Here is an 18,756-nt window from a genome sequence, read left to right as displayed (position 1 = left end):
CGACGATCCGCCGGGCGTGCCAGCAGAATGAGCGTATGATGCGAATAGCGATGATCGGAACCGGCTATGTGGGGCTGGTGTCGGGGGCGTGCTTTGCCGATTTCGGCCATCACGTCGTCTGCGTCGACAAGGACGCCGACAAGATCGCCGCGCTACATCGGGGCGAAATCCCGATCTATGAGCCGGGGCTCGACGAACTGGTGGCGGCCAACGTCAAGGCGGGGCGACTCGGCTTCACCACCGATCTGAGCGTGCCGGTGGGCGAAGCCGAAGCGGTGTTCATCGCGGTGGGCACGCCGTCGCGCCGCGGCGATGGCCATGCCGACCTCAGCTACGTCTATGCAGCGGCGCGCGAGATCGCCGCCGCGCTGAAGGATTTCACCGTCGTCATCACCAAGTCGACCGTGCCGGTCGGCACCGGCGACGAGGTCGAACGGCTGATCCGCGAGACCAATCCCGAGGCGGATGCCGCCGTTGCCTCCAACCCGGAGTTTCTGCGCGAGGGCGCGGCGATCCGCGACTTCAAGTTTCCCGACCGCATCGTCATCGGCACCTCCGACGAGCGCGCGCGCAAAGTGCTCGGCGAGATCTATCGGCCGCTGTCGCTGAACCAGGGGCCGCTGATGTACACCGAGCGGCGCACCGCCGAGCTGATCAAATACGCCGCCAACGCCTTCCTCGCGACCAAGATCACCTTCATCAACGAGATGGCGGATCTGGCCGAAAAGGTCGGCGCCGACGTGCAGGACGTCGCCCGCGGCATCGGCATGGACAACCGCATCGGCGCGAAATTCCTGCACGCCGGCCCCGGCTTCGGCGGCTCGTGCTTCCCCAAGGACACCCGCGCTCTGGTCAAGATCGGTCTCGACCACGAGGCGCCGCTGCGGATCGTCGAAGCGGTGCTGGCCGTCAACGAAAACCGCAAACGCGCGATGTCGCGCAAGGTTCTGCATGCGCTCGGCGGCAGCCTGCGCGGCAAGACCGTCGCGGTGCTCGGGCTGACGTTCAAGCCGGACACCGACGACATGCGCGAGGCGCCGTCGATCCCGCTGGTGACCGGCCTTCTCGACATGGGCGCGACGGTGCGCGCATTCGATCCCGCCGGAATGGCGCAGGCGCGCGAAGAATTGCCGGATATCACCTATTGCACCGACGCCTATGACTGCGCGCAGGGCGCCGACGCCCTCGTCATCGTCACCGAATGGGTCCAGTTCCGCGCGCTCGACCTCGCCAGACTGAAGCAGACCTTGAAGCAACCGGTCATCGTCGATCTGCGCAACGTGTACCGCCCGGAGCAGATGGCGGAGCACGGCTTCGTCTATCACGGCATCGGCCGGCCCTCGTAAGGGTTCGGCTCGGACGACGACGCGGTCGAGCTACCCGTCGCGGCGGGTCTCGCCGAGCGCCGGATGCGCGAGATAGGCGAGCAGTTTCATCTCGCGGCGTCCGCGCGTCACGGTGTCGAGCACAAGGCCGGACGAAACCGACAGCACGGCGACGATCATCAGCCCCATCGACAGCACCGCGGTCGGCAGCCGCGGCACCAGGCCGGTTTCGAGATAGGTCACGATCACCGGCGTCGCGAGGCCGAGCGACAGCATCACGAGGCCGAGCGAGATCGAGCCGAAGAACCGCAACGGCTTCTCCGAGCGATACAGCTTCAGGATGGTGCCGAGAATGCGGAAGCCGTCGCGCCAGGTGTTGAGCTTACTGAACGAACCGTGCGGCCGCTCGAAATACGGCGTCTCGATCTCGCGCACCGGCATCGCCAGTTCGAGCGCATGCACGCTGAGCTCGGTCTCGATCTCGAAGCCGTCGGACAGCACTGGGAAGGTCTTGACGAAGCGGCGCGAGAACACCCGGTAGCCGGACAGGATATCCTTGAAGGCCTGGCCGAACACCGCCGAGAGAAACCCGGTCAGCAACAGATTGCCGGTGCGATGGCCGGGACGCCAGGCGCCGCGTGCCTGATCGATCCGCGATCCGACCACCATATCGAGATGCTCGTCGATCAGCGCTGCGATCATCTTCGGCGCGCTGGCGGCGTCGTAGGTGGCGTCGCCGTCGACCAGCAGATAGACGTCGGCGTCGATGTCGGCGAACATCCGCCGCACCACCTGCCCCTTGCCCTGCCGCCGCTCGCGGCGCACCTCGGCGCCGGCCTCGCGTGCGACCTCGGCGGTGCGGTCGGTCGAATTGTTGTCATACACGTAGATCGCGGCGTCCGGCAGAACGCGGCGGAAATCCGCGACCACGGTCGCGACCGCCGCCTCCTCGTTGAAGCACGGCACCAGCACCGCGACGCGCGGCTGGGCGGCGGCTTGCGGAAACTCTTGCTCGGCGAAATCGTGCAGCGCCTGCGCCATCGACGCGAGATCGCCGCGGATCGGGCGTCGGGTCTCTGGCGCTGCGGCCATGCGGCAATCCTTAAGCAATCGTTAGGGTTTGAACCCGGCGATGATAAGGACGCGCCGCTTAAGGAACTCTCAAGCGACACGATCGACCGAGGCACGCCATGCCGCAGGGCGCTATCTGCCCCAGACGTCCTGCGCCACTTCGACGGCGAGGCGCAGCTTGTCCCACTGCTCCTGCTCGCTGAGGATGTTGCCCTCTTCGGTGGAGGCGAAGCCGCATTGCGGCGACAGCGCGAGCTGCGCGAGCTGCGCGAATTTCGCCGCCTCGTCGAGCCGCCGCTTGATGTCGTCCTTCTTCTCGAGCTCGCCGAACTTCGAGGTGATGACGCCGACCACCACCACCTTGTTGCCCTTCGGCAGGAAGCGCAGCGGTTCGAAGCCGCCGGCGCGTTCGGAGTCGTATTCGAGGAAGTAGCCGTCGTAATTGATGCCGGCGAGCAGCGTCTCGGCCACCGGCTCGTAGCCGCCGGACGAAATCCAGGTCGAGCGGAAATTGCCGCGGCAGACATGGGTGGTAATCACCATGTCGGACGGCCGCTCGGCGATCGCGTAGTTGATGACCCTCGAATAGATCTGCTGCAGATTGTCCGGATTGTCGCCGCGCTCCCGTGCCTTCTGCAATTCGTCCTGCGAGCACAGATAGGCCCACACGGTGTCGTCGAATTGCAGATAGCGGCAGCCGGCGTCGTAGAACGCCTTCACGGCTTTGCGATAGGTCCTGGCGAGGTCCTCGAAGAAGCCGTCGAGATCGGGATAGACCTCGCTGGAAATCGCCTTGCGGCCGCCGCGGAAATGCAGCACCGCCGGCGACGGGATCGTCATCTTCGCCGTCACATGCGCGATGTCGGCATGCCTCTTCAGAAAGCGGAAATGCTCGAGCATCGGATGGTCGTCGGGGAAATCCAGCTTGCCGATCACCCGGATCGAATCGTTTCGGGTCTGCACGCCGGCGAACTGAATTCCGGTGTCGGGATGGTACAGCTCGCAGCCGGTGAGATGGCTGAGGAAATCGAAATGCCACCAGGAGCGGCGGAATTCGCCGTCGGTGGCGAGCTTCAGTCCGATCGCCGACTGCTTGTGGACGATCTTCTCGATCTCCATGTCCTCGATCCTGCGCAAATCGGCGGCGGAGATTTCGCCCTTCTCGAGCCTGGCGCGCGCGTCCTTGATACTCTGCGGACGCAGCAGGCTGCCGACCTCGTCGGCTCGGAACGGGGCTTTGGTTCTCTGCATCGATTCACTCCCAGACAGGATCAGCTTTTTGTGCCGGCGGCGCCAGAAACGCCGAGGTAGCGCTCCAGCGTTGCGGGGTCGTCCTTCAGCGCCGCGCTGGTCGCGTCATGCACGATCGCTCCGCGCTCCAATATCACAACGCGATCCGCGAGCCCGAGGATTTTTCGCGCGTTCTGTTCGACGATGATCGTGCAGATGCCGCCGGACCGGGTGATCGCGCCGAGCGCTGTTAGCAATTCGTCAACGATAATCGGAGCCAGCCCCTCGGTCGGCTCGTCGAGCAGCAGCAGTTTCGGATTGAGCGTCAGCGCCCGACCGATCGCCAGCATCTGCTGCTCGCCGCCCGAGAGTTGATTGCCGAAATTGCCGCGCCGTTCTTCGAGCCGCGGAAACATCTGGTAGATCCGCGCCACCGTCCACGGACCGGGCCGCGCCACCGCGGTCAGGTTTTCCTCGACGGTGAGCGACTTGAAGATGTTGCGCTCCTGCGGCACCCAGCCGATCCCCGCGCGCGCCCGCTGATCGGGCCGCATCGTGGTGACGTCGACGCCGCCGAGCGCGATCCGGCCGGAGAATCGTCGGGTGACGCCGACGATCGAGTTGATCAGCGTGGTCTTTCCGGTGCCGTTGCGGCCGAGCAGCGCCAGCGCCTCGCCGTCCTTGAGCGCAAGCGACAGCTCAGGCAGCACCACGGCCTCGCCGTAGCCGGCGCGCAGTTTCTCGATCGACAACAGCTCAGACATTTGGAAGCTCAGACATCTGGAAGCTCAGACATGGGCGTCCTCGCCGAGATACACCGCCTTGACCAAGGGATCGCGCGCGACCTCGTCGGGCGGGCCTTCGACCAGCAGCGCGCCGGACACCAGCACCGAGATCCGGTCGGCGAAGGAGAACACCAGATCCATGTCGTGCTCGATCAGCAGCACGGTCACGTCGCGCGGCAGGTTGGCGACCACGGCGAGAATATCGTGGCGCTCGCTTTCGGGCACGCCGGCGGCCGGCTCGTCGAGCAGCAGCACGCGGGGCCTTGTGGCGATCGCCACCGCGATTTCCAGCAGGCGCTGCTTGCCGTAAGGCAGCCGGCCGGTCGGCTCGTTCATCACGTCGAGCAGATGAAAGCGCGCAAGGTTCTCGGCGATCTCGTCGTTGATGTCGGTGCGGGTGCCCATCCGCCGCCACCAGTCGCCGCCATGGCCGGAACGCTCCGACACCGCAAGGCCGATCGTTTCGAGCGGCGTCAGATCGGCATAAAGCTGATTGATCTGGAATGTTCGCGACAGCCCGCGCAGCACGCGCTGATGCACGGGCGTATTGGTGATGTCCCGGCCTTCGAGCAGGATGCGGCCGCCATTCGGCTTCAGCACCCCGGTGAGCAGGTTGATCACCGTGGTCTTGCCGGCGCCGTTGGGGCCGATCAGCGCATGGCGCGCGCCCGCCTCGACATTGAGCGAGAGATTGCGGGTGACGTTCAGTCCGCCGAAATGCTTTTCGAGCCCGATGGTCTGCAGCGCCAAGGTCATGTTGCGCCTCCGCCCTCCGCCTTGGATCGGCGCAGCGCCCGACGCGGCACGAACATCACCCAGCGCTCCAGCCGCTCACGGCCGATCAGCACGATCGTGACCAACACCAGCCCGATCCAGAACTGCCAATATTGCGGGGTGATGGTGGAGAAGAACTCCTGCAGGATCTTGAACACCACCGCGCCGATCAGGCCGCCATAGAGATAGCCGGTGCCGCCGAGAACCAGCACCAGCACCAGATCGGCCGAGCGCTCGAACGAGAACACGTCAAGCGAGGCGAGCTGTGTCGTCTGGGCGAACAGCCCGCCGGCAATGCCCGCATACAGCGCCGCCAACGTATACACCGCGACCAGCCGCCGGTTCACCGGAATGCCAACGGCCGAGGCGCGCAGCGGATTGTTGCGGATCGCGCGCAGGCTGAGCCCGAACGGCGAATGCACGATGCGGCGCGCCAGCAGGAACATCACGAACAGCACCGCGACGCTGTACCAGAACCCAGTCTTGCCGAAGAGGTCGAACTCGAACAGTCCGAGAATCGGCTGCATCACGATGCCCTGCAGGCCATCGGTGCCGCCGGTGATGTTCGAGAACCGTTCCGCCAGCGCCTCCATCAGCAGCGCGATGCCGAGCGTCACCATCAGCCTCGTCAGGTCGACGCCGCGGATCACCAGGAAGCTGGTGGCAAAGCCGAGTACGGCGGCGGCCAGCCCCGCGACCAGCAGCGCCAGCACCGGCTCGCCGACGATGCCGTGCAGCGCCAGCAGGCCCGCGGCGTAAGCGCCGACGCCGAAGAACGCGGCGTGACCGAGCGAGACGATGCCGGCGTAACCGAGGATCAGATCGAGCGACAGCGCGAACAGGCCGATCCGCAGAATTTCGGTCATGATCAGATAGCGCGACGGAAACAGCAGGCCGCAGCCGATCAGAACGATCCAGAACACGACCTCGCCGGCGTGCCACCGCGCGGTTCGGCGGGCATGGAAGCCGACATTCTCCGAGGGCGTCGTCATGCCGGTCATCGCGTAGCCGTGCGGCCGAACAGGCCGTTGGGGCGCCAGATCAGGATCACGATCATGATGGTGTAGATCATGAACGGCCCGAGCTTCGGCAGATAATATTTGCCCGCGACGTCGCCGATGCCGAGCAGCAGCGAGGCGAGGAAAGGCCCGGTGATCGACGACGAGCCGCCGACGGTGACGACGATCAGAAAGTAGATCATGAATTTCAACGGGAAGTGCGGATCAAGGCCGAGGATTTCCGCGCTCAGCGCACCGCCGAAGCCGGCCAGCCCGCAGCCGAATGCGAAGGTCAGCGCAAACACCTGCGGCACGTTGATGCCGAGGCCGGACGCGACGCGCGGGTCGTCGACCGCGGCGCGCAGCCGACTGCCGAACCGCGTCTTCGCCAGCGTCAATTGCAGCGCCACCGTGAGCAGCCCGCAGATCACGATGATCATCAGCCGGTAGCGGCCGATGCCGACGCCGAACAGATCGATCTGGCCCTGCAGCGCTTCGGGTAGTTTGATGAACACCCGCGACGATCCCATGATGAAATCGACCGCGGCGACCGACATGAACACCAGGCCGACGCTGAACAGCACCTGGTCGAGATGCGAGCGATCGTAGAGGTGGCGATACAGCAGCCGCTCGAACACCGCGCCGATCAGCGCGCTGGCGAGAAAGGCGATTGGCAGCGCCGCGAAAAACGGCCAGCCCATCTTGTTGACCAGCACGGCGCAGACATAGCCGCCGGCCATCGCGAAGGCGCCGTGCGCAAGGTTGACGAAATTCATCAGCCCGAGCGTCACCGCCAGCCCGCACGCCAGCACGAACAGCAACATGCCGTAGGCGACGCCGTCAAAAAGGATGGTGAGGAAGGTCATGACGCTTGCGATCACTTCGAGTTCGTCATTCCGGGATGCGCCCCTTGGGGTGCAGACCCGGAATCCATAGTCACCGACCGGGATTATGGATGCCGGGTTCGTGCTGCGCACGCCCCGGAATGACGAACGTCAAATCCGAGTTGCGTGACTTAGAACTACTTCTTCGTCTTGCCGGGGTCTTTGACGGCGTCGAACTTGGCGAATTCGATGTTGTAGAGTTCGCCGTCGACCTTTTCGACCTTGCGGATGTAGATGTTCTGGACGATGTCGCGGGTTTCCGGATCGATCGAGATCGGACCGCGCGGGCTTTCCCACTTCATGCCTTTCATCGCCGCGATCAGAGAATCGCCATCGGCCTTGCCGCCGGTCTTCTTCAGCGCCTCGTAGACGAGATGGATGCCGTCATAGCCGCCGACCGCCATGAAGCCCGGCCGCTGCCCGAACTCCTTCTTGTAGGCGGCGACGAACTCTTTGTTCATCGCCGAGGGATGCGCCGCCGAGTACATATGGGCGGTGACCACGCCGAGCGCGGCGTCACCCATGCTGTTCAGGAGATCGTCGTCCATCACGTCACCGGGACCGATCACCTTGATGCCGCTCTTGTCGAGGCCGCGCTCGGCAAACTGCTTCATGAAGTTGCCGCCCTGGCCGGCCGGCACGAACACGAACATCGCATCCGGCTTGGCGTCCTTCATGCGCTGCAGGAACGGTGCGAAGTCCGGATTGGCGAGCGGCACCTTGATCTCTTCGACGATCTCACCGCCGCCGGCGGTGAAGCGCTCCTTGAAGAAGGCCAGCGCGTCGTTGCCCGGGGCATAGTCCGAGGTCAGCGTCGCGACTTTCTTGATGCCGTTCTTCGCCGCCCAGTCGCCGATGATGATCGAGGACTGCGCCAGCGTGAACGAAGTGCGGACGATATAGGGCGAGCGTTCGGTGATGATCGAGGTGCCGGCGGCCATCACGATTTCCGGCACCTTCGCCTGGGTGGCGAGCGGCGCCGCGGCGAGCGCGGCCGGCGTGATGCCGAAGCCGGCGATCACATTGACCTTGTCGTTGACGATCAGTTCCTGGGCGAGGCGCTTGGTGTTGTCCGGAATCGCGGCGTCGTCCTTGAGGATCACCTCGATCTTCTTGCCGGCGACGGTGACGCCATGCTTCTTGATGTACAGCTTGATCGCGTTGTCGATCTGCTTGCCGGTCGAGGCTTGGCCGCCGGTCATCGGCACGATCAGACCGACCTTGAAGGTGTCTTCGGCTTGCGCCGCCGCGATCGGGGCGCCCGTTGCGACGGCGATACAGGCGGCCTGCAGCAGTGTTCGTCTGCCAATCAGCATGAGTGTTTCCTCTTGTCCCGATGCCTCTCGTCCCGAGGCTTTTGCCCCGGTCCGTATCCTAGCCGAGGTGGCGCCGCGGTGTCTTGCAGGCTGGAGCCGGCTATCCGCGACCTAGCGAAGTCTCCCCGCGACGATCTCACCGCGCGACCCGTGGCAACGAATTGCCAAGGGTCTCGTGCTACGGTGGGGGTGCGAGGCCCCCAGCCTCCGACCAGAAATCCACGGCTTCGATCGGCCGATTGGTCACATCATTGCCATGGAAACCGGAATGATGGGTGCAATATCAGGTATGCCAATATCGGATGGAAGACATAACATCCCGCGTGATTGATCCGCCGCCGCGCGGCAGAGCCGGCCGACAATGCGAGCCGGCAGTGAACCAGGACGTCGAAAGCCCAATGCAGTTAAGTTCGTTGCGTCTATCGGTCGCTGCCGCCGCCGGTCTGATCCTTTGCAGTCTGACCGGATGTGGCACCATCAACGAGCAATTGACCGTCGGGCTCGCCGACTTCGTACCGCAATGGGCCGGCGGCCTGCCGGCGAACGCGCCGCCGCGCCCCGGGACGGCGAAATACGACGCTTACATGCGCGAGCAGGAAAGGCTGCGAAATCTGCCAGCGGCCGAACGCCAGAAGATCGAAGGGACCACGGCGACAGAGTCCGGGCAGTCGGCGCCGAGCGGCGGGCCTCTGCGTTGAGCGATCGCGGCCGGCGTCAACCGGCTCGATGAATGCGGTGACTCCAGCGACGGAGCGATAGAGATGCGCTGGTTCTTCGGCGTCCTTGCGGTGATTGTGGTCGGCATTCTGATCTATCTGGGATCAGCGGCGACGTCCCTGGCCGGCCTCGCCGCCGCTGCGCGCGCAGGCGACGGCGCTGCGGTGATCGCGCGCACCGACGTCAAATCGCTGACCCAATCACTGGCGGACCAGATCGTGACTGCGTATCTCGACCGCATCGGGCAGACTCGTCAGGTTCGGCCGATGGAGCGAACGCTGGTGCGGGGCGCAGGGCTCGGATTAGCCGAGGCGATGATCACGAAGATGCTGACGCCGGAGCATCTGACCCAGATTTTGAAGACCGGCGGTCTCGACGCCGATCCGAGCTTGCCGTCGTTCGCCGGCGTGCCGAAGCTGACGGATATCGACACCGGCAATGTGCTGTCGCTGCTGCAGCGGTTCCGATTCATTCAGCCGGTCGAATTCGCCATCCGGATCAGCGAAAGCTCCGATCCCGACGCCTACAGCGCGATCAAGCTGCATTTCGACGGTTCGGGATGGAAGATGTCCGGGCTGATCCTTCCCACGGCTGTTGCCCGCGATCTGGCTGCCGCTCTGCCGGCCAAGTAGTCCGGGATCGGAACCTCGGCGCGGCCTTCAATCCGTGAACACCACGGTCTTGCGGCCGTTGAGGATCACCCGGTCATCGAGGTGATAGTGCATCGCGCGGGCGAGCACCCGCCGCTCGATATCCCGGCCCTTGCGGACCAGATCCGCAGGGGTGTCGCGATGGCTGATGCGCTCGACGTCCTGATCGATGATCGGACCTTCATCCAGCGTGCTGGTGACGTAATGCGCGGTCGCGCCGATCAGCTTGACGCCACGATCAAACGCCTGGTGATAGGGCTTGGCGCCCTTGAAGCCCGGCAGGAATGAATGGTGGATGTTGATACAGCGCCCCGCCAGACGGCCGGCCATCTCGTCCGACAGGATCTGCATATAGCGCGCCAGCACCACGAGATCGGTCTTGGTCTGCGCGACCAGCGCGGTGATCGCAGCCTCCTGCTGCCGCCGCGTCTCCTTGTTCACCGGCATGTGGTAGAACGGGATCTCGCCGAAATCGAAGCCGCTGAAGGTTTCACGCGGATGGTTGGAGACGATCGCGGTGGGGATCATCTGCAGTTCGTCGATCCGCCAGCGATAGAGAATATCGGCGAGGCAGTGATCCGACTGTGACACCAGCAGCATCACCCGCCGGCGAGTCGCACGATCCCGCATGTGCCAGCCCATCGCGAACTTGACCGCGACCGCGCCGAAGCCGGTGCGCAATTCCGCCAGCGGCGCCACGCGCTCGGCCGCGTTGAACACCACGCGCATGAAGAAGTGGCCGCTCTCTGTGTCGTTGTACTGCTGGGCGTCGAGAATGTTCTGTCCGTTCTCGAACAGAAAGGTCGTCACCGCGGCAACGATACCGGCGCGATCGGGGCAGGACAGGGTCAGAACATACTGATGATGGGGCATTGGCGATCTTGATAGCAGCGGCGAATGCGCTGGAACTCGGTTCGGGACCCTGCTCTAGCACCGCCGCGACGCCTGCGCCAATCCCGATCAAAGACGCAGGATCACCCAGCACGGCGCCCGGCGGGGTTTGGTTGGCCGGCTCGACGGCTGTGGCAGTCTGAGCTCGACCCCCGCGAGGAAGCGGAGTTCGCCCGGCGGCTCGCCGAGCCGGGCGCCGAGGCTCTGCGATGACCGATGGTCGCGATCAGTGACGCGACCTCGGCGATCGTCGGGTCAGCCTGCAGCTTTGACTTGACGCCCGCGCCCACGCCGCCAAGATGCGGACAACCAAGAAACAAGGTCGGGTGGAAATGCGGGCGCTACCCTTGTCGGAATTGCGCGTCGTGGAAATCGGATCCGGCGACGCGCTGGCTTATTGTGGGAAGCTGTTCGCCGATTTCGGCGCCGAGGTCATCAAGGTCGAGCCGCCCGGCGGCGATCCGGATCGACAGATCGCTCCGCTGGTCGATGCCGGAGGGCGACGCGAAAGCGCCACCTTCGCGTGGCTCAACACCAACAAATACAGCATTCTCGGCGACCTCGATCAACCCGACGACACCGCACGCATCGAACGATTACTTGCGGACAGCGACCTGCTGCTCGACGCGCGTCACCCGACAGCGATCGAAGCATCGCCGCTGTCGCATCGGCGTCTGCGCGAGGTGCAGCCCGGCCTTGCGATCACGTCGCTGTCCTGGTTCGGCGAGCACGGTCCCTATCGCGATTATCTCGCGACCGATTCCGTGTGTCGCAGCCTCGCCGGTCTGGTGAAACTGGTCGGGCCGGCGGAAGGTCCGCCGGTGCTGCCGCGCGACGGCCAGATCGCCGTGATCGCCGGCCTCACGGCGTTCATCCCGACCCTGGCGGGGCTCTACGCCCGCGCCGATCAGGGCGCGCGGCGATTCGCCGTCAACGCCTTCGAGGCGATGCTGCAGATCACCGAATTCGATATCGCACTGGCGCTGGAAGCGGGCTCCACCCGGCCGCGGATCGGGTTGAACCGGTTCGGCCGGGGCTTTCCGGTCGGCAACTACGCCACCAAGGATGGCTGGCTCGGCGTCACGGTGGTGACTCCGGCGCAATGGCTCGGCTTTTGCGCAATGATCGGCCTGCCCGAACTCGGCCCCGACCCGCGCTACTCCGCGACCGCGGATCGCTTCATCCATGCCGACGAACTCAACTCGATCATCCGGCCGGTGCTGATGCACAAGACCGCGCTGGAATGGTTCGAGCGCGGCATCGAATTGCGGCTGCCGCTGGCGCTGGTTCCGGACATGGCGCAGTTGCTGGCGCAGCCGGTGATGCGCGAGCGCGGAGCCTTCGCGAAGGTCGAGATCGGCGCCTCGTCGTTCGACGCGCCCGTGCTGCCGCAGCGTCTGACGAAATCACCCTGCAAGCCGAACGGCCGCGCCCCCCGCGCCGGTGAACACAATGACGCGGAGCTGTCGCCGCGCCGGCGCACCGCCGAACGTGCCGTCCGCCCGAACGAAGCTCTGCCGTTGTCGGGCATCCGCATCGTCGATCTCACCATGGGCTGGGCGGGACCATCGGCTGTGCGTCAGCTCGGCGATCTCGGCGCCGATATCATCAAGGTCGAGTCCTGCCAATATCCGGACTGGTTTCGCGGCACCGATCCACGCGGGCCTTACCACCCCGAACGGACCTATGAGAAGACCTACTGGTTCCAGACCATGAACCGCAACAAGCGCGGCATCACGCTGGACCTCACCACCGACGACGGGCGCGCCGTGCTGAAGCGGCTGCTCGCGGGCGCCGACGCGGTGATCGACAACTACGCGGCCGATGTGCTGCCGCGGCTCGGCCTCGACGTCGCCGCGATGCAGGCGATCAATCCGCGCCTCGTCGTGGTGACGATGCCGGCCTTCGGCATCACCGGCCGCTGGAGCGCCGCTCGCGCCTATGGCTCGACGCTCGAGCAGGCGTCGGGCCTGCCGTCGGTGACGGGCCGCGACGGCGATCCGCCGACCATGCTGCACGCGGCGCTCGGCGATCCGGTCGGCGGACTGAACGCCGCCGCCGCGCTGATGCTCGGGCTGATGCATCAGAAGCGAACCGGCGAAGGTCAGCACATCGACCTCTCGCAGGTCGAATGCATGCTGCCGATGCTGGCGTCATCGATCATCGAGCAATCGGCGACGGGACACACCAGTCCACGGATCGGCAACCGTCATCCGCGCTTTGTGCCGAGCGGCTGCTTTCCCTGCGCCGGCGACGATCAATGGGTCACGCTGGCCGTGCAGACCGACGCGCAATGGAAGGCATTATGCAGGGTGATGCACCGGCCCGACTTCGCCGCCGATCCCTCGCTCGCCACCGCGGACGGTCGTCGTGCCGACGAGGATCGCATTGAGATCGCAGTCCGACACTGGACATCCAGTGTGCGGCCGGAACTCGCGATGGTGACGCTCCAGGAGGCCGGCATCGCCGCAGGGGTCGCTCGGCTGCCGATCGATCTGGTCGGCGATCCGCATTTGCTCAAAACCGGACATTGGCAACCGGTGGTGCGCCGGTTCATGGGCGCGCATCTGTTGCCGTCGGTGTCCTATCGCGAGGACTTCGCCGACCTGCCCTACCCGATCGAACGACTCGCGCCCACGCTCGGCCAACACAATGACGAGGTACTGCGCGAGCTTGGACTAAGCGACGCCGAGATCGAAGGCCTGCACGATCGGGGTGTGATCGGAAATGTAGCAACCACGAAAAAGAGCGGCGGCGTTAGGCTTGCGGCGGAGTAAGGTTGCCGGCCGCGTTTGACCATGACGCGGCAGAGAAGTCCGCCAAGGTCGTTTTGCCCCGGCAGAGCGAGGCAGACCTCGCGAGCAAGCATCCGACGTTTGGACGCAGCCACGTAGCGAACGCCGTCTTGCTGCGGAACCGTCATTGGACCAGTATGCGACCGAAGGAGCGTAACCGGCGGGTTGAAACCGCTGACCGATTTGCGCTAACACCGATCCAAGATCAAGAACCCAACAGGGGATTCAGGGAGGACCACGATGAAGAGACTTCTCGCAGCCGTCGCGATCGCGCTGCCGATGCTCGGCTCCGCGGCGATGGGCCAGGAAACCGTCAAGATCGGCTATATCGATCCCTTGTCCGGCGGCGGCGCCAGCGTCGGCGAAGGCGGGCTGAAGACCTTTCAGTTTCTCGCCGAAGAGCTCAACGCCAAGGGCGGCATCCTCGGCAAGAAGGTCGAAATCGTCCCGCTCGACAACAAGACCAATCCGCAGGAAAGCCTGATCCAGGCCCAGAAGGCGATCGACTCAGGCGTCCGCTACATCACCCAGGGCAACGGCTCGTCGGTCGCCGGCGCGCTGTCGGACTTCATCACCAAGTACAACGAGCGCAATCCCGGCAAGGAAGTGCTGTACTTCAATTACGCCGCGGTCGACCCGGTGCTCACCAACGACAAGTGCAGTTTCTGGCATTTCCGCTGGGACGCGAACTCCGACATCAAGATGGAGGCGCTGACCAACTACATGAAGGATGCCCCCTCGATCAAAAAAGTGTACCTGATCAATCAGGACTATTCCTTCGGTCAGTCGGTTCGAACCCAGGCCAGGGCGATGCTGGCCGCGAAACGCTCCGATATCCAGATCGTCGGTGACGAACTGCATCCGCTGCTGAAGATCACCGACTTCGCCCCCTACGTCGCCAAGATCAAGGCCTCGGGCGCCGACACCGTGGTGACCGGTAATTGGGGACAGGATATCGCGCTGCTGTTGAAGGCGGCGGCCGACGCGGGTCTCAAGGTCAGCTGGTACACCTACTACGCCGGCGGCGCCGGCGGCCCGACCGCGATCAAGCAGACCGGGCTCAACCATCAAGTGTTCCAGATCACGGAAGGCTTCGCCAACGTCGATCACAAGACGTCGCAGGACTTCGAAAAGGCGTTCCGCGCCAAGGTCGACCTGAGTCTCTGGTATCCGCGCGCGGTCAATGAAATGCGGATGTTCGCTGCAGCCGCCGAGAAAGCCAAGTCGCTGGATCCGGTGAAGGTCGCTCAGTCCCTCGAGGACATGAAGTTCGAGGTGTTCAGCGGCGGCGAAGGCATGATGCGGAAGGACGACCATCAGTTCTTCCAGCCGATCTACATCTCCTCGTTCGGCGAGATCAAGCCGGGTCAGTTCGACGAAGAGAAGACCGGCTGGGGCTGGAAGGAGGTCGCCAAGATCGACACCGCCAAGACCGTTCTGCCGACCACCTGCAAGATGGAGCGGCCGTAAGGCACTCCCGTCATGCCCGGGCTGGTCCCGGGCATCCACGCCTGATGGTGTGGAGACGCAACAGACGTGGATGGCCGGGACAAGCCCGGCCATGACGAAATCATGTCGTCACCCGGCCTTGGAACACCATGCTCGAGCTGATCGTCATCTCCACCCTCAACGGCGTGCTGTTCGGGATGCTGCTGTTCCTGATGGCGAGCGGCCTGACCGTGATCTTCAGCATGCTCGGCGTGCTGAATTTCGCCCACGCCAGCTTCTACATGCTGGGCGCATTCTTCGGCTTTCAGATCAGCCGCTGGTTCGGCTTCTGGCCGGCGCTGTTGTTCGCGCCGCTGCTGGCCGGCGCGATCGGCGCCGCGGTCGAACGGTTCGGCCTGCGCCGCGTCCATCGCAACGGCCACGTCGCCGAACTGCTGTTCACCTTCGGCCTCGCCTTCGCGATCGAAGAGATCGTGCAGATCATCTGGGGTAAAAGCCCGGTCGATTTCCGGCCGCCGGCGTTGCTGGACTTCCCGGCGTTCACGATCTTCTCGACCAACTACCCCGCCTACAAGATGTTCATGCTGGCGGTGTCGATCGTCATCTTTATCGGCCTGTTGCTGGTCCTGAAGAAGACCAGGGTCGGCCTGATCGTGCAGGCGGCGCTGACCCACCCGCACATGGTCGGCCATCTCGGCCACAACGTCGAACGGATCTTCATGCTGGTGTTCGGCGTCGGCACAGCGCTCGCCGCCGTCGCCGGTGTCATCGCGGGTCCCTCACTGGTGACGCAATCGAACATGGCCGGGCTGCTCGGCCCGATCCTGTTCGTCGTCGTCGTGGTCGGCGGTCTCGGCTCGCTGCCCGGCGCCTTCATCGCGTCGCTATTGATCGGCCTGGTGCAGACCTTCGCCGTCTCGATCAACGGCTCGCTCGCCTCGGTGTTCGGACCGCTCGGACCGGACCTGGCGCAATCCTGGCTCAGCGACATCTGGAACGTGACGGTCGCGCAGATCGCGCCGATCATGCCTTACCTGCTGCTGGTGCTGATCCTGATCTTCCGGCCGATGGGGCTGTTGGGAACCCGCGAAACATGACCGACCTCGCCTCCCGCGTCGCGCCGCCGCGGCCGGCTTTGTCCGACCGCCTCAAGTTCTATGGGATCTGGATCGCGACAGCGCTCACGCTGCTGCTGTTGCCGAAGATCTTCGCATCCGGCGGATCGCTGACCACGTTCAGTCTGGTCGGGATCTCGATCATCTTCGCGCTGTCCTACAATATCCTGCTGGGCCAGACCGGGATGCTGTCGTTCGGCCACGCGGTGTATTACGGGCTCGGCGGCTTCCTCGCGATCCACGCCATCAATCTGCTCGGCGGCAATAAATGGCCGATCCCGCTGCCGCTGGTCCCGCTGATCGGCGGCGTCGCGGGGCTGTTCTTCGCGGCCCTGATCGGCTGGGTGATGACCCAGCGCTCGGGCACCGCCTTTGCGATGATCTCGCTCGGCCTCGCCGAACTGGTCGCCTCCTCGGCGCTGATCCTGCGCACCTTCTTCGGCGGCGAGGCCGGCATCTCGGCCAACCGGACCAAGCTGTTCAAGCTGTTTGGGCTGAACTTCGGTCCGCAGATCCAGATCTATTATCTGGTCGCGGCCTGGACCCTGATTGCGATCATCGCGATGTATGCGCTGACCCGCACTCCGCTCGGACGAATGTGCAACGCGGTCCGCGACAATCCCGAGCGGGTGCAGTTCGTCGGATACGATCCACATGTCGTCCGCTATCTGGCGTTCTGCTTCTCCGGCTTCTTCGCCGGCATCGCCGGTGCGCTCGCCGCGATCAATTTCGAGATCGCCAATTCCGCCTATCTCGGCGCCGTGCAATCCGGCACCGTGCTGTTCGCGGCCTATATCGGCGGCATCGGCTTCTTCATCGGCCCGATCGTGGGCGCGATCTTCGTGACCATCCTGTCGCTTGGGCTCAGCGACCTCACCCACGTTTGGCAGTTGTATTTCGGCCTGTTCTTCATCGCTGTGGTGATGTTCACGCCGGGCGGCATCACCGGCCTGATGATGATGCACCGGCCGCTGCTGCGCGCCGGCATGCTGACGCAGATGCTGCCGAGCTATCTGCTGGCGGCGCTGCCGACGCTGGCGCTGGTCACCGGCCTGATGCTGATGATCGAAACCACCGTGCACTACACCGTCAATCCGGGCGAGAGTCCGCACATCAAGGCGTTCGGCATCCCGTTCAACGCCGCGAGCCCGCTGACCTGGACCATCTCCGCGGTGCTGATCGTGGCCGGCTTCGTCCTGGCGCGGCTCGCCTGGGCGCGTGTCGGCCACACCTGGGACACCACGCTGACCGCCGCCCGCGCCAAGGTACACGCCCGATGAGCAACGCGATCGAACTCCGCGGCGTCGAAAAGAGCTTCGGCATCACCAAGGTGATCCAGAACATCAGCCTGAGCATCGCACAGGGCGAGCGCCATGCACTGATCGGCCCGAACGGCGCCGGCAAATCGACCACCTTCAACCTGATCAGCGGCTATATGCGGCCGACCTCGGGCAGCATCCTGCTGCGGGGCGAGGAAATATCCGGCTTGCGTCCGTTCCAGATCAACCGCCGCGGGCTGTCGCGCTCGTTCCAGGTCACCAACGTGTTCACCAACATGACCGTGTGGGAAAACCTGCGCTGTGCGGTGCTGTGGGCGACGGGCCACCGCTACGCGTTCTGGAAGAACGTCGACAAATTGCCGGAGGTGCGCGAGCGGACCGCGCAGATCCTCGAGGACATCCACCTCACCTCGCGCCGCGACATGCCGGCCGGTCTCCTCACCTATGCCGAGCAGCGCGCGCTGGAGATCGGCATCACCATCGCCGGCGGCGCGAATGTGATCCTGCTGGACGAGCCGACCGCCGGCATGAGCCACGCCGAGACCGAACGCGCGGTCGCGCTGATCCGCCGCCTCACCGAAGGCCGGACGCTGCTGATCGTCGAGCACGACATGAGCGTGGTGTTCGGCCTTGCCGACCGCATCTCGGTGCTGGTCTACGGCCAGGTGATCGCCTCCGGCACGCCGGAAGAGATCCGCGGCAATCCGAAGGTCAAGGAAGCCTATCTCGGCGAGGAGGCAGCCTGATGCTCGAGGTCAAGGATCTGCACGCGTATTACGGCAAGAGCCACATTCTGCAGGGCGTCGACATGCATATCGCCGCCGGCGAAGTGGTGAGCCTGCTCGGCCGCAACGGCGTCGGTCGCTCCACCACGGTCAAGGCGATCATGGGCGAAGTGCCGCCGCACGGCACGATCATGTTCAAAGGCAAAAACATCGCCGGCCTGCCGAGCCACAAGATCGCGCATCTCGGACTCGGCTACGTCCCCGAGCATCGCGACATCTTCCCCGGCCTCACCGTCCGGCAGAACCTGATGCTCGGCGTCAAGAATCCGCGCAACCCCGGCAAATGGCGGCTCGACGACATGCTCGACATGTTCTCGAACCTGAAGGAACGCGCCGATACCGCGGCCGGCGTGCTGTCCGGCGGCGAGAAGCAGATGCTCACCATCTGCCGCACGTTGATGGGTGATCCGGAACTGGTGATGATCGATGAGCCGACCGAGGGACTGGCGCCGATCATCGTCCAGCAGGTCGGCGACCTGATCGTCGAGATCGCCCGCCGCGGCGTCGCCATCCTGCTGGTCGAGCAGAAGCTGTCGATCGCCATGCGCATCTCGCACCGGGTCTATGTGATGGGCCACGGCAAGATCGTGTTCGAAGGTACTCCGGGAGACCTCAAGGCCAACGAGGCGGTCCGCAAGGAGTGGCTCGAGGTCTGAGCCCTTCGAGATCTGAGCCCTCGCGCGCAGCTTTC

General features: G+C 64.7%; 17 protein-coding genes. 9 read left to right on the top strand and 8 right to left on the bottom strand.

Annotation, left to right across the window (positions count from 1 at the left end):
- Positions 1-38 precede the first annotated feature (38 nt).
- Positions 39-1,346, top strand: coding sequence for a UDP-glucose dehydrogenase family protein (locus BMY71_RS15285; protein ID WP_092685019.1), 1,308 nt, complete (start codon positions 39-41; stop codon positions 1,344-1,346).
- Between the two features lie 30 nt (positions 1,347-1,376).
- Here the strand turns inward: BMY71_RS15285 and BMY71_RS15280 are convergent, their stop codons facing one another.
- The 7 genes from BMY71_RS15280 to BMY71_RS15250 all read right to left on the bottom strand — a co-directional run bounded on the left by BMY71_RS15280 (position 1,377) and on the right by BMY71_RS15250 (position 8,383).
- Positions 1,377-2,366 carry a glycosyltransferase family 2 protein gene (locus BMY71_RS15280; protein WP_092685017.1) on the bottom strand — a complete coding sequence of 330 codons (990 nt, stop codon included), beginning with the start codon at positions 2,364-2,366 and terminating at the stop codon, positions 1,377-1,379.
- A 162-nt stretch (positions 2,367-2,528) separates the two neighbouring features.
- Positions 2,529-3,647, bottom strand: coding sequence for a cobalamin-independent methionine synthase II family protein (locus BMY71_RS15275; RefSeq protein ID WP_092684834.1), 1,119 nt, complete (start codon positions 3,645-3,647; stop codon positions 2,529-2,531).
- Positions 3,648-3,667: 20 nt separating this feature from the next.
- The gene (locus BMY71_RS15270; protein WP_092684832.1) at positions 3,668-4,390 is read right to left on the bottom strand and encodes an ABC transporter ATP-binding protein; all 723 of its coding nucleotides are present in this window, start codon (positions 4,388-4,390) and stop codon (positions 3,668-3,670) included.
- A 24-nt stretch (positions 4,391-4,414) separates the two neighbouring features.
- Positions 4,415-5,167 carry an ABC transporter ATP-binding protein gene (locus BMY71_RS15265; protein ID WP_011502010.1) on the bottom strand — a complete coding sequence of 251 codons (753 nt, stop codon included), beginning with the start codon at positions 5,165-5,167 and terminating at the stop codon, positions 4,415-4,417.
- On the bottom strand, positions 5,164-6,177 hold the full coding sequence (locus BMY71_RS15260) for a branched-chain amino acid ABC transporter permease (protein WP_175557684.1): 1,014 nt from the start codon (positions 6,175-6,177) through the stop codon (positions 5,164-5,166). Before BMY71_RS15260 ends, BMY71_RS15265 begins: the two co-directional genes overlap by 4 nt.
- Before the next feature lie 5 nt (positions 6,178-6,182).
- Entirely contained in the window at positions 6,183-7,049 is an 867-nt protein-coding gene (locus BMY71_RS15255) for a branched-chain amino acid ABC transporter permease (RefSeq protein ID WP_011502008.1), read from the bottom strand.
- A 155-nt stretch (positions 7,050-7,204) separates the two neighbouring features.
- Positions 7,205-8,383 carry an ABC transporter substrate-binding protein gene (locus tag BMY71_RS15250; RefSeq protein ID WP_092684828.1) on the bottom strand — a complete coding sequence of 393 codons (1,179 nt, stop codon included), beginning with the start codon at positions 8,381-8,383 and terminating at the stop codon, positions 7,205-7,207.
- A gap of 398 nt (positions 8,384-8,781) precedes the next feature.
- Here BMY71_RS15250 and BMY71_RS15245 point away from each other — a divergent pair, with 398 nt between their 5' ends.
- Positions 8,782-9,081, top strand: coding sequence for a hypothetical protein (locus BMY71_RS15245; protein WP_092684826.1), 300 nt, complete (start codon positions 8,782-8,784; stop codon positions 9,079-9,081).
- 63 nt (positions 9,082-9,144) lie between these two features.
- Positions 9,145-9,732, top strand: coding sequence for a DUF2939 domain-containing protein (locus BMY71_RS15240; RefSeq protein WP_092684825.1), 588 nt, complete (start codon positions 9,145-9,147; stop codon positions 9,730-9,732).
- 27 nt (positions 9,733-9,759) lie between these two features.
- Here the strand turns inward: BMY71_RS15240 and purU are convergent, their stop codons facing one another.
- A complete protein-coding gene (gene purU, locus BMY71_RS15235; RefSeq protein WP_011502004.1) occupies positions 9,760-10,623 on the bottom strand; it encodes a formyltetrahydrofolate deformylase in 864 nt (287 codons plus the stop codon).
- A 317-nt stretch (positions 10,624-10,940) separates the two neighbouring features.
- Between purU and BMY71_RS15230 the strand changes: the two genes are divergently transcribed.
- From BMY71_RS15230 to BMY71_RS15205, 6 genes are all read left to right on the top strand, one after another.
- On the top strand, positions 10,941-13,418 hold the full coding sequence (locus BMY71_RS15230; RefSeq protein ID WP_430715334.1) for a CaiB/BaiF CoA transferase family protein: 2,478 nt from the start codon (positions 10,941-10,943) through the stop codon (positions 13,416-13,418).
- A gap of 258 nt (positions 13,419-13,676) precedes the next feature.
- On the top strand, positions 13,677-14,906 hold the full coding sequence (locus BMY71_RS15225) for a branched-chain amino acid ABC transporter substrate-binding protein (protein ID WP_011502001.1): 1,230 nt from the start codon (positions 13,677-13,679) through the stop codon (positions 14,904-14,906).
- Between the two features lie 128 nt (positions 14,907-15,034).
- Positions 15,035-15,982 (top strand): branched-chain amino acid ABC transporter permease, encoded by a 948-nt coding sequence (locus tag BMY71_RS15220; protein ID WP_011502000.1) that lies wholly within the window; start codon positions 15,035-15,037, stop codon positions 15,980-15,982.
- The gene (locus BMY71_RS15215; protein WP_011501999.1) at positions 15,979-17,280 is read left to right on the top strand and encodes a branched-chain amino acid ABC transporter permease; all 1,302 of its coding nucleotides are present in this window, start codon (positions 15,979-15,981) and stop codon (positions 17,278-17,280) included. Before BMY71_RS15220 ends, BMY71_RS15215 begins: the two co-directional genes overlap by 4 nt.
- The gene (locus BMY71_RS15210; RefSeq protein WP_011501998.1) at positions 17,277-18,026 is read left to right on the top strand and encodes an ABC transporter ATP-binding protein; all 750 of its coding nucleotides are present in this window, start codon (positions 17,277-17,279) and stop codon (positions 18,024-18,026) included. Before BMY71_RS15215 ends, BMY71_RS15210 begins: the two co-directional genes overlap by 4 nt.
- Positions 18,026-18,721, top strand: a complete 696-nt coding sequence (locus tag BMY71_RS15205) for an ABC transporter ATP-binding protein (protein ID WP_011501997.1) — start codon at positions 18,026-18,028, stop codon at positions 18,719-18,721. Before BMY71_RS15210 ends, BMY71_RS15205 begins: the two co-directional genes overlap by 1 nt.
- The last annotated feature ends 35 nt before the right edge of the window (positions 18,722-18,756 follow it).

Source organism: Rhodopseudomonas pseudopalustris, assembly GCF_900110435.1.
In the GTDB taxonomy this organism is placed as follows: Bacteria; Pseudomonadota; Alphaproteobacteria; order Rhizobiales; family Xanthobacteraceae; genus Rhodopseudomonas; species Rhodopseudomonas pseudopalustris.
The sequence above is the reverse complement of the archived record's forward strand: the minus strand, read 5'-3'. Positions and strand labels throughout refer to the sequence as shown.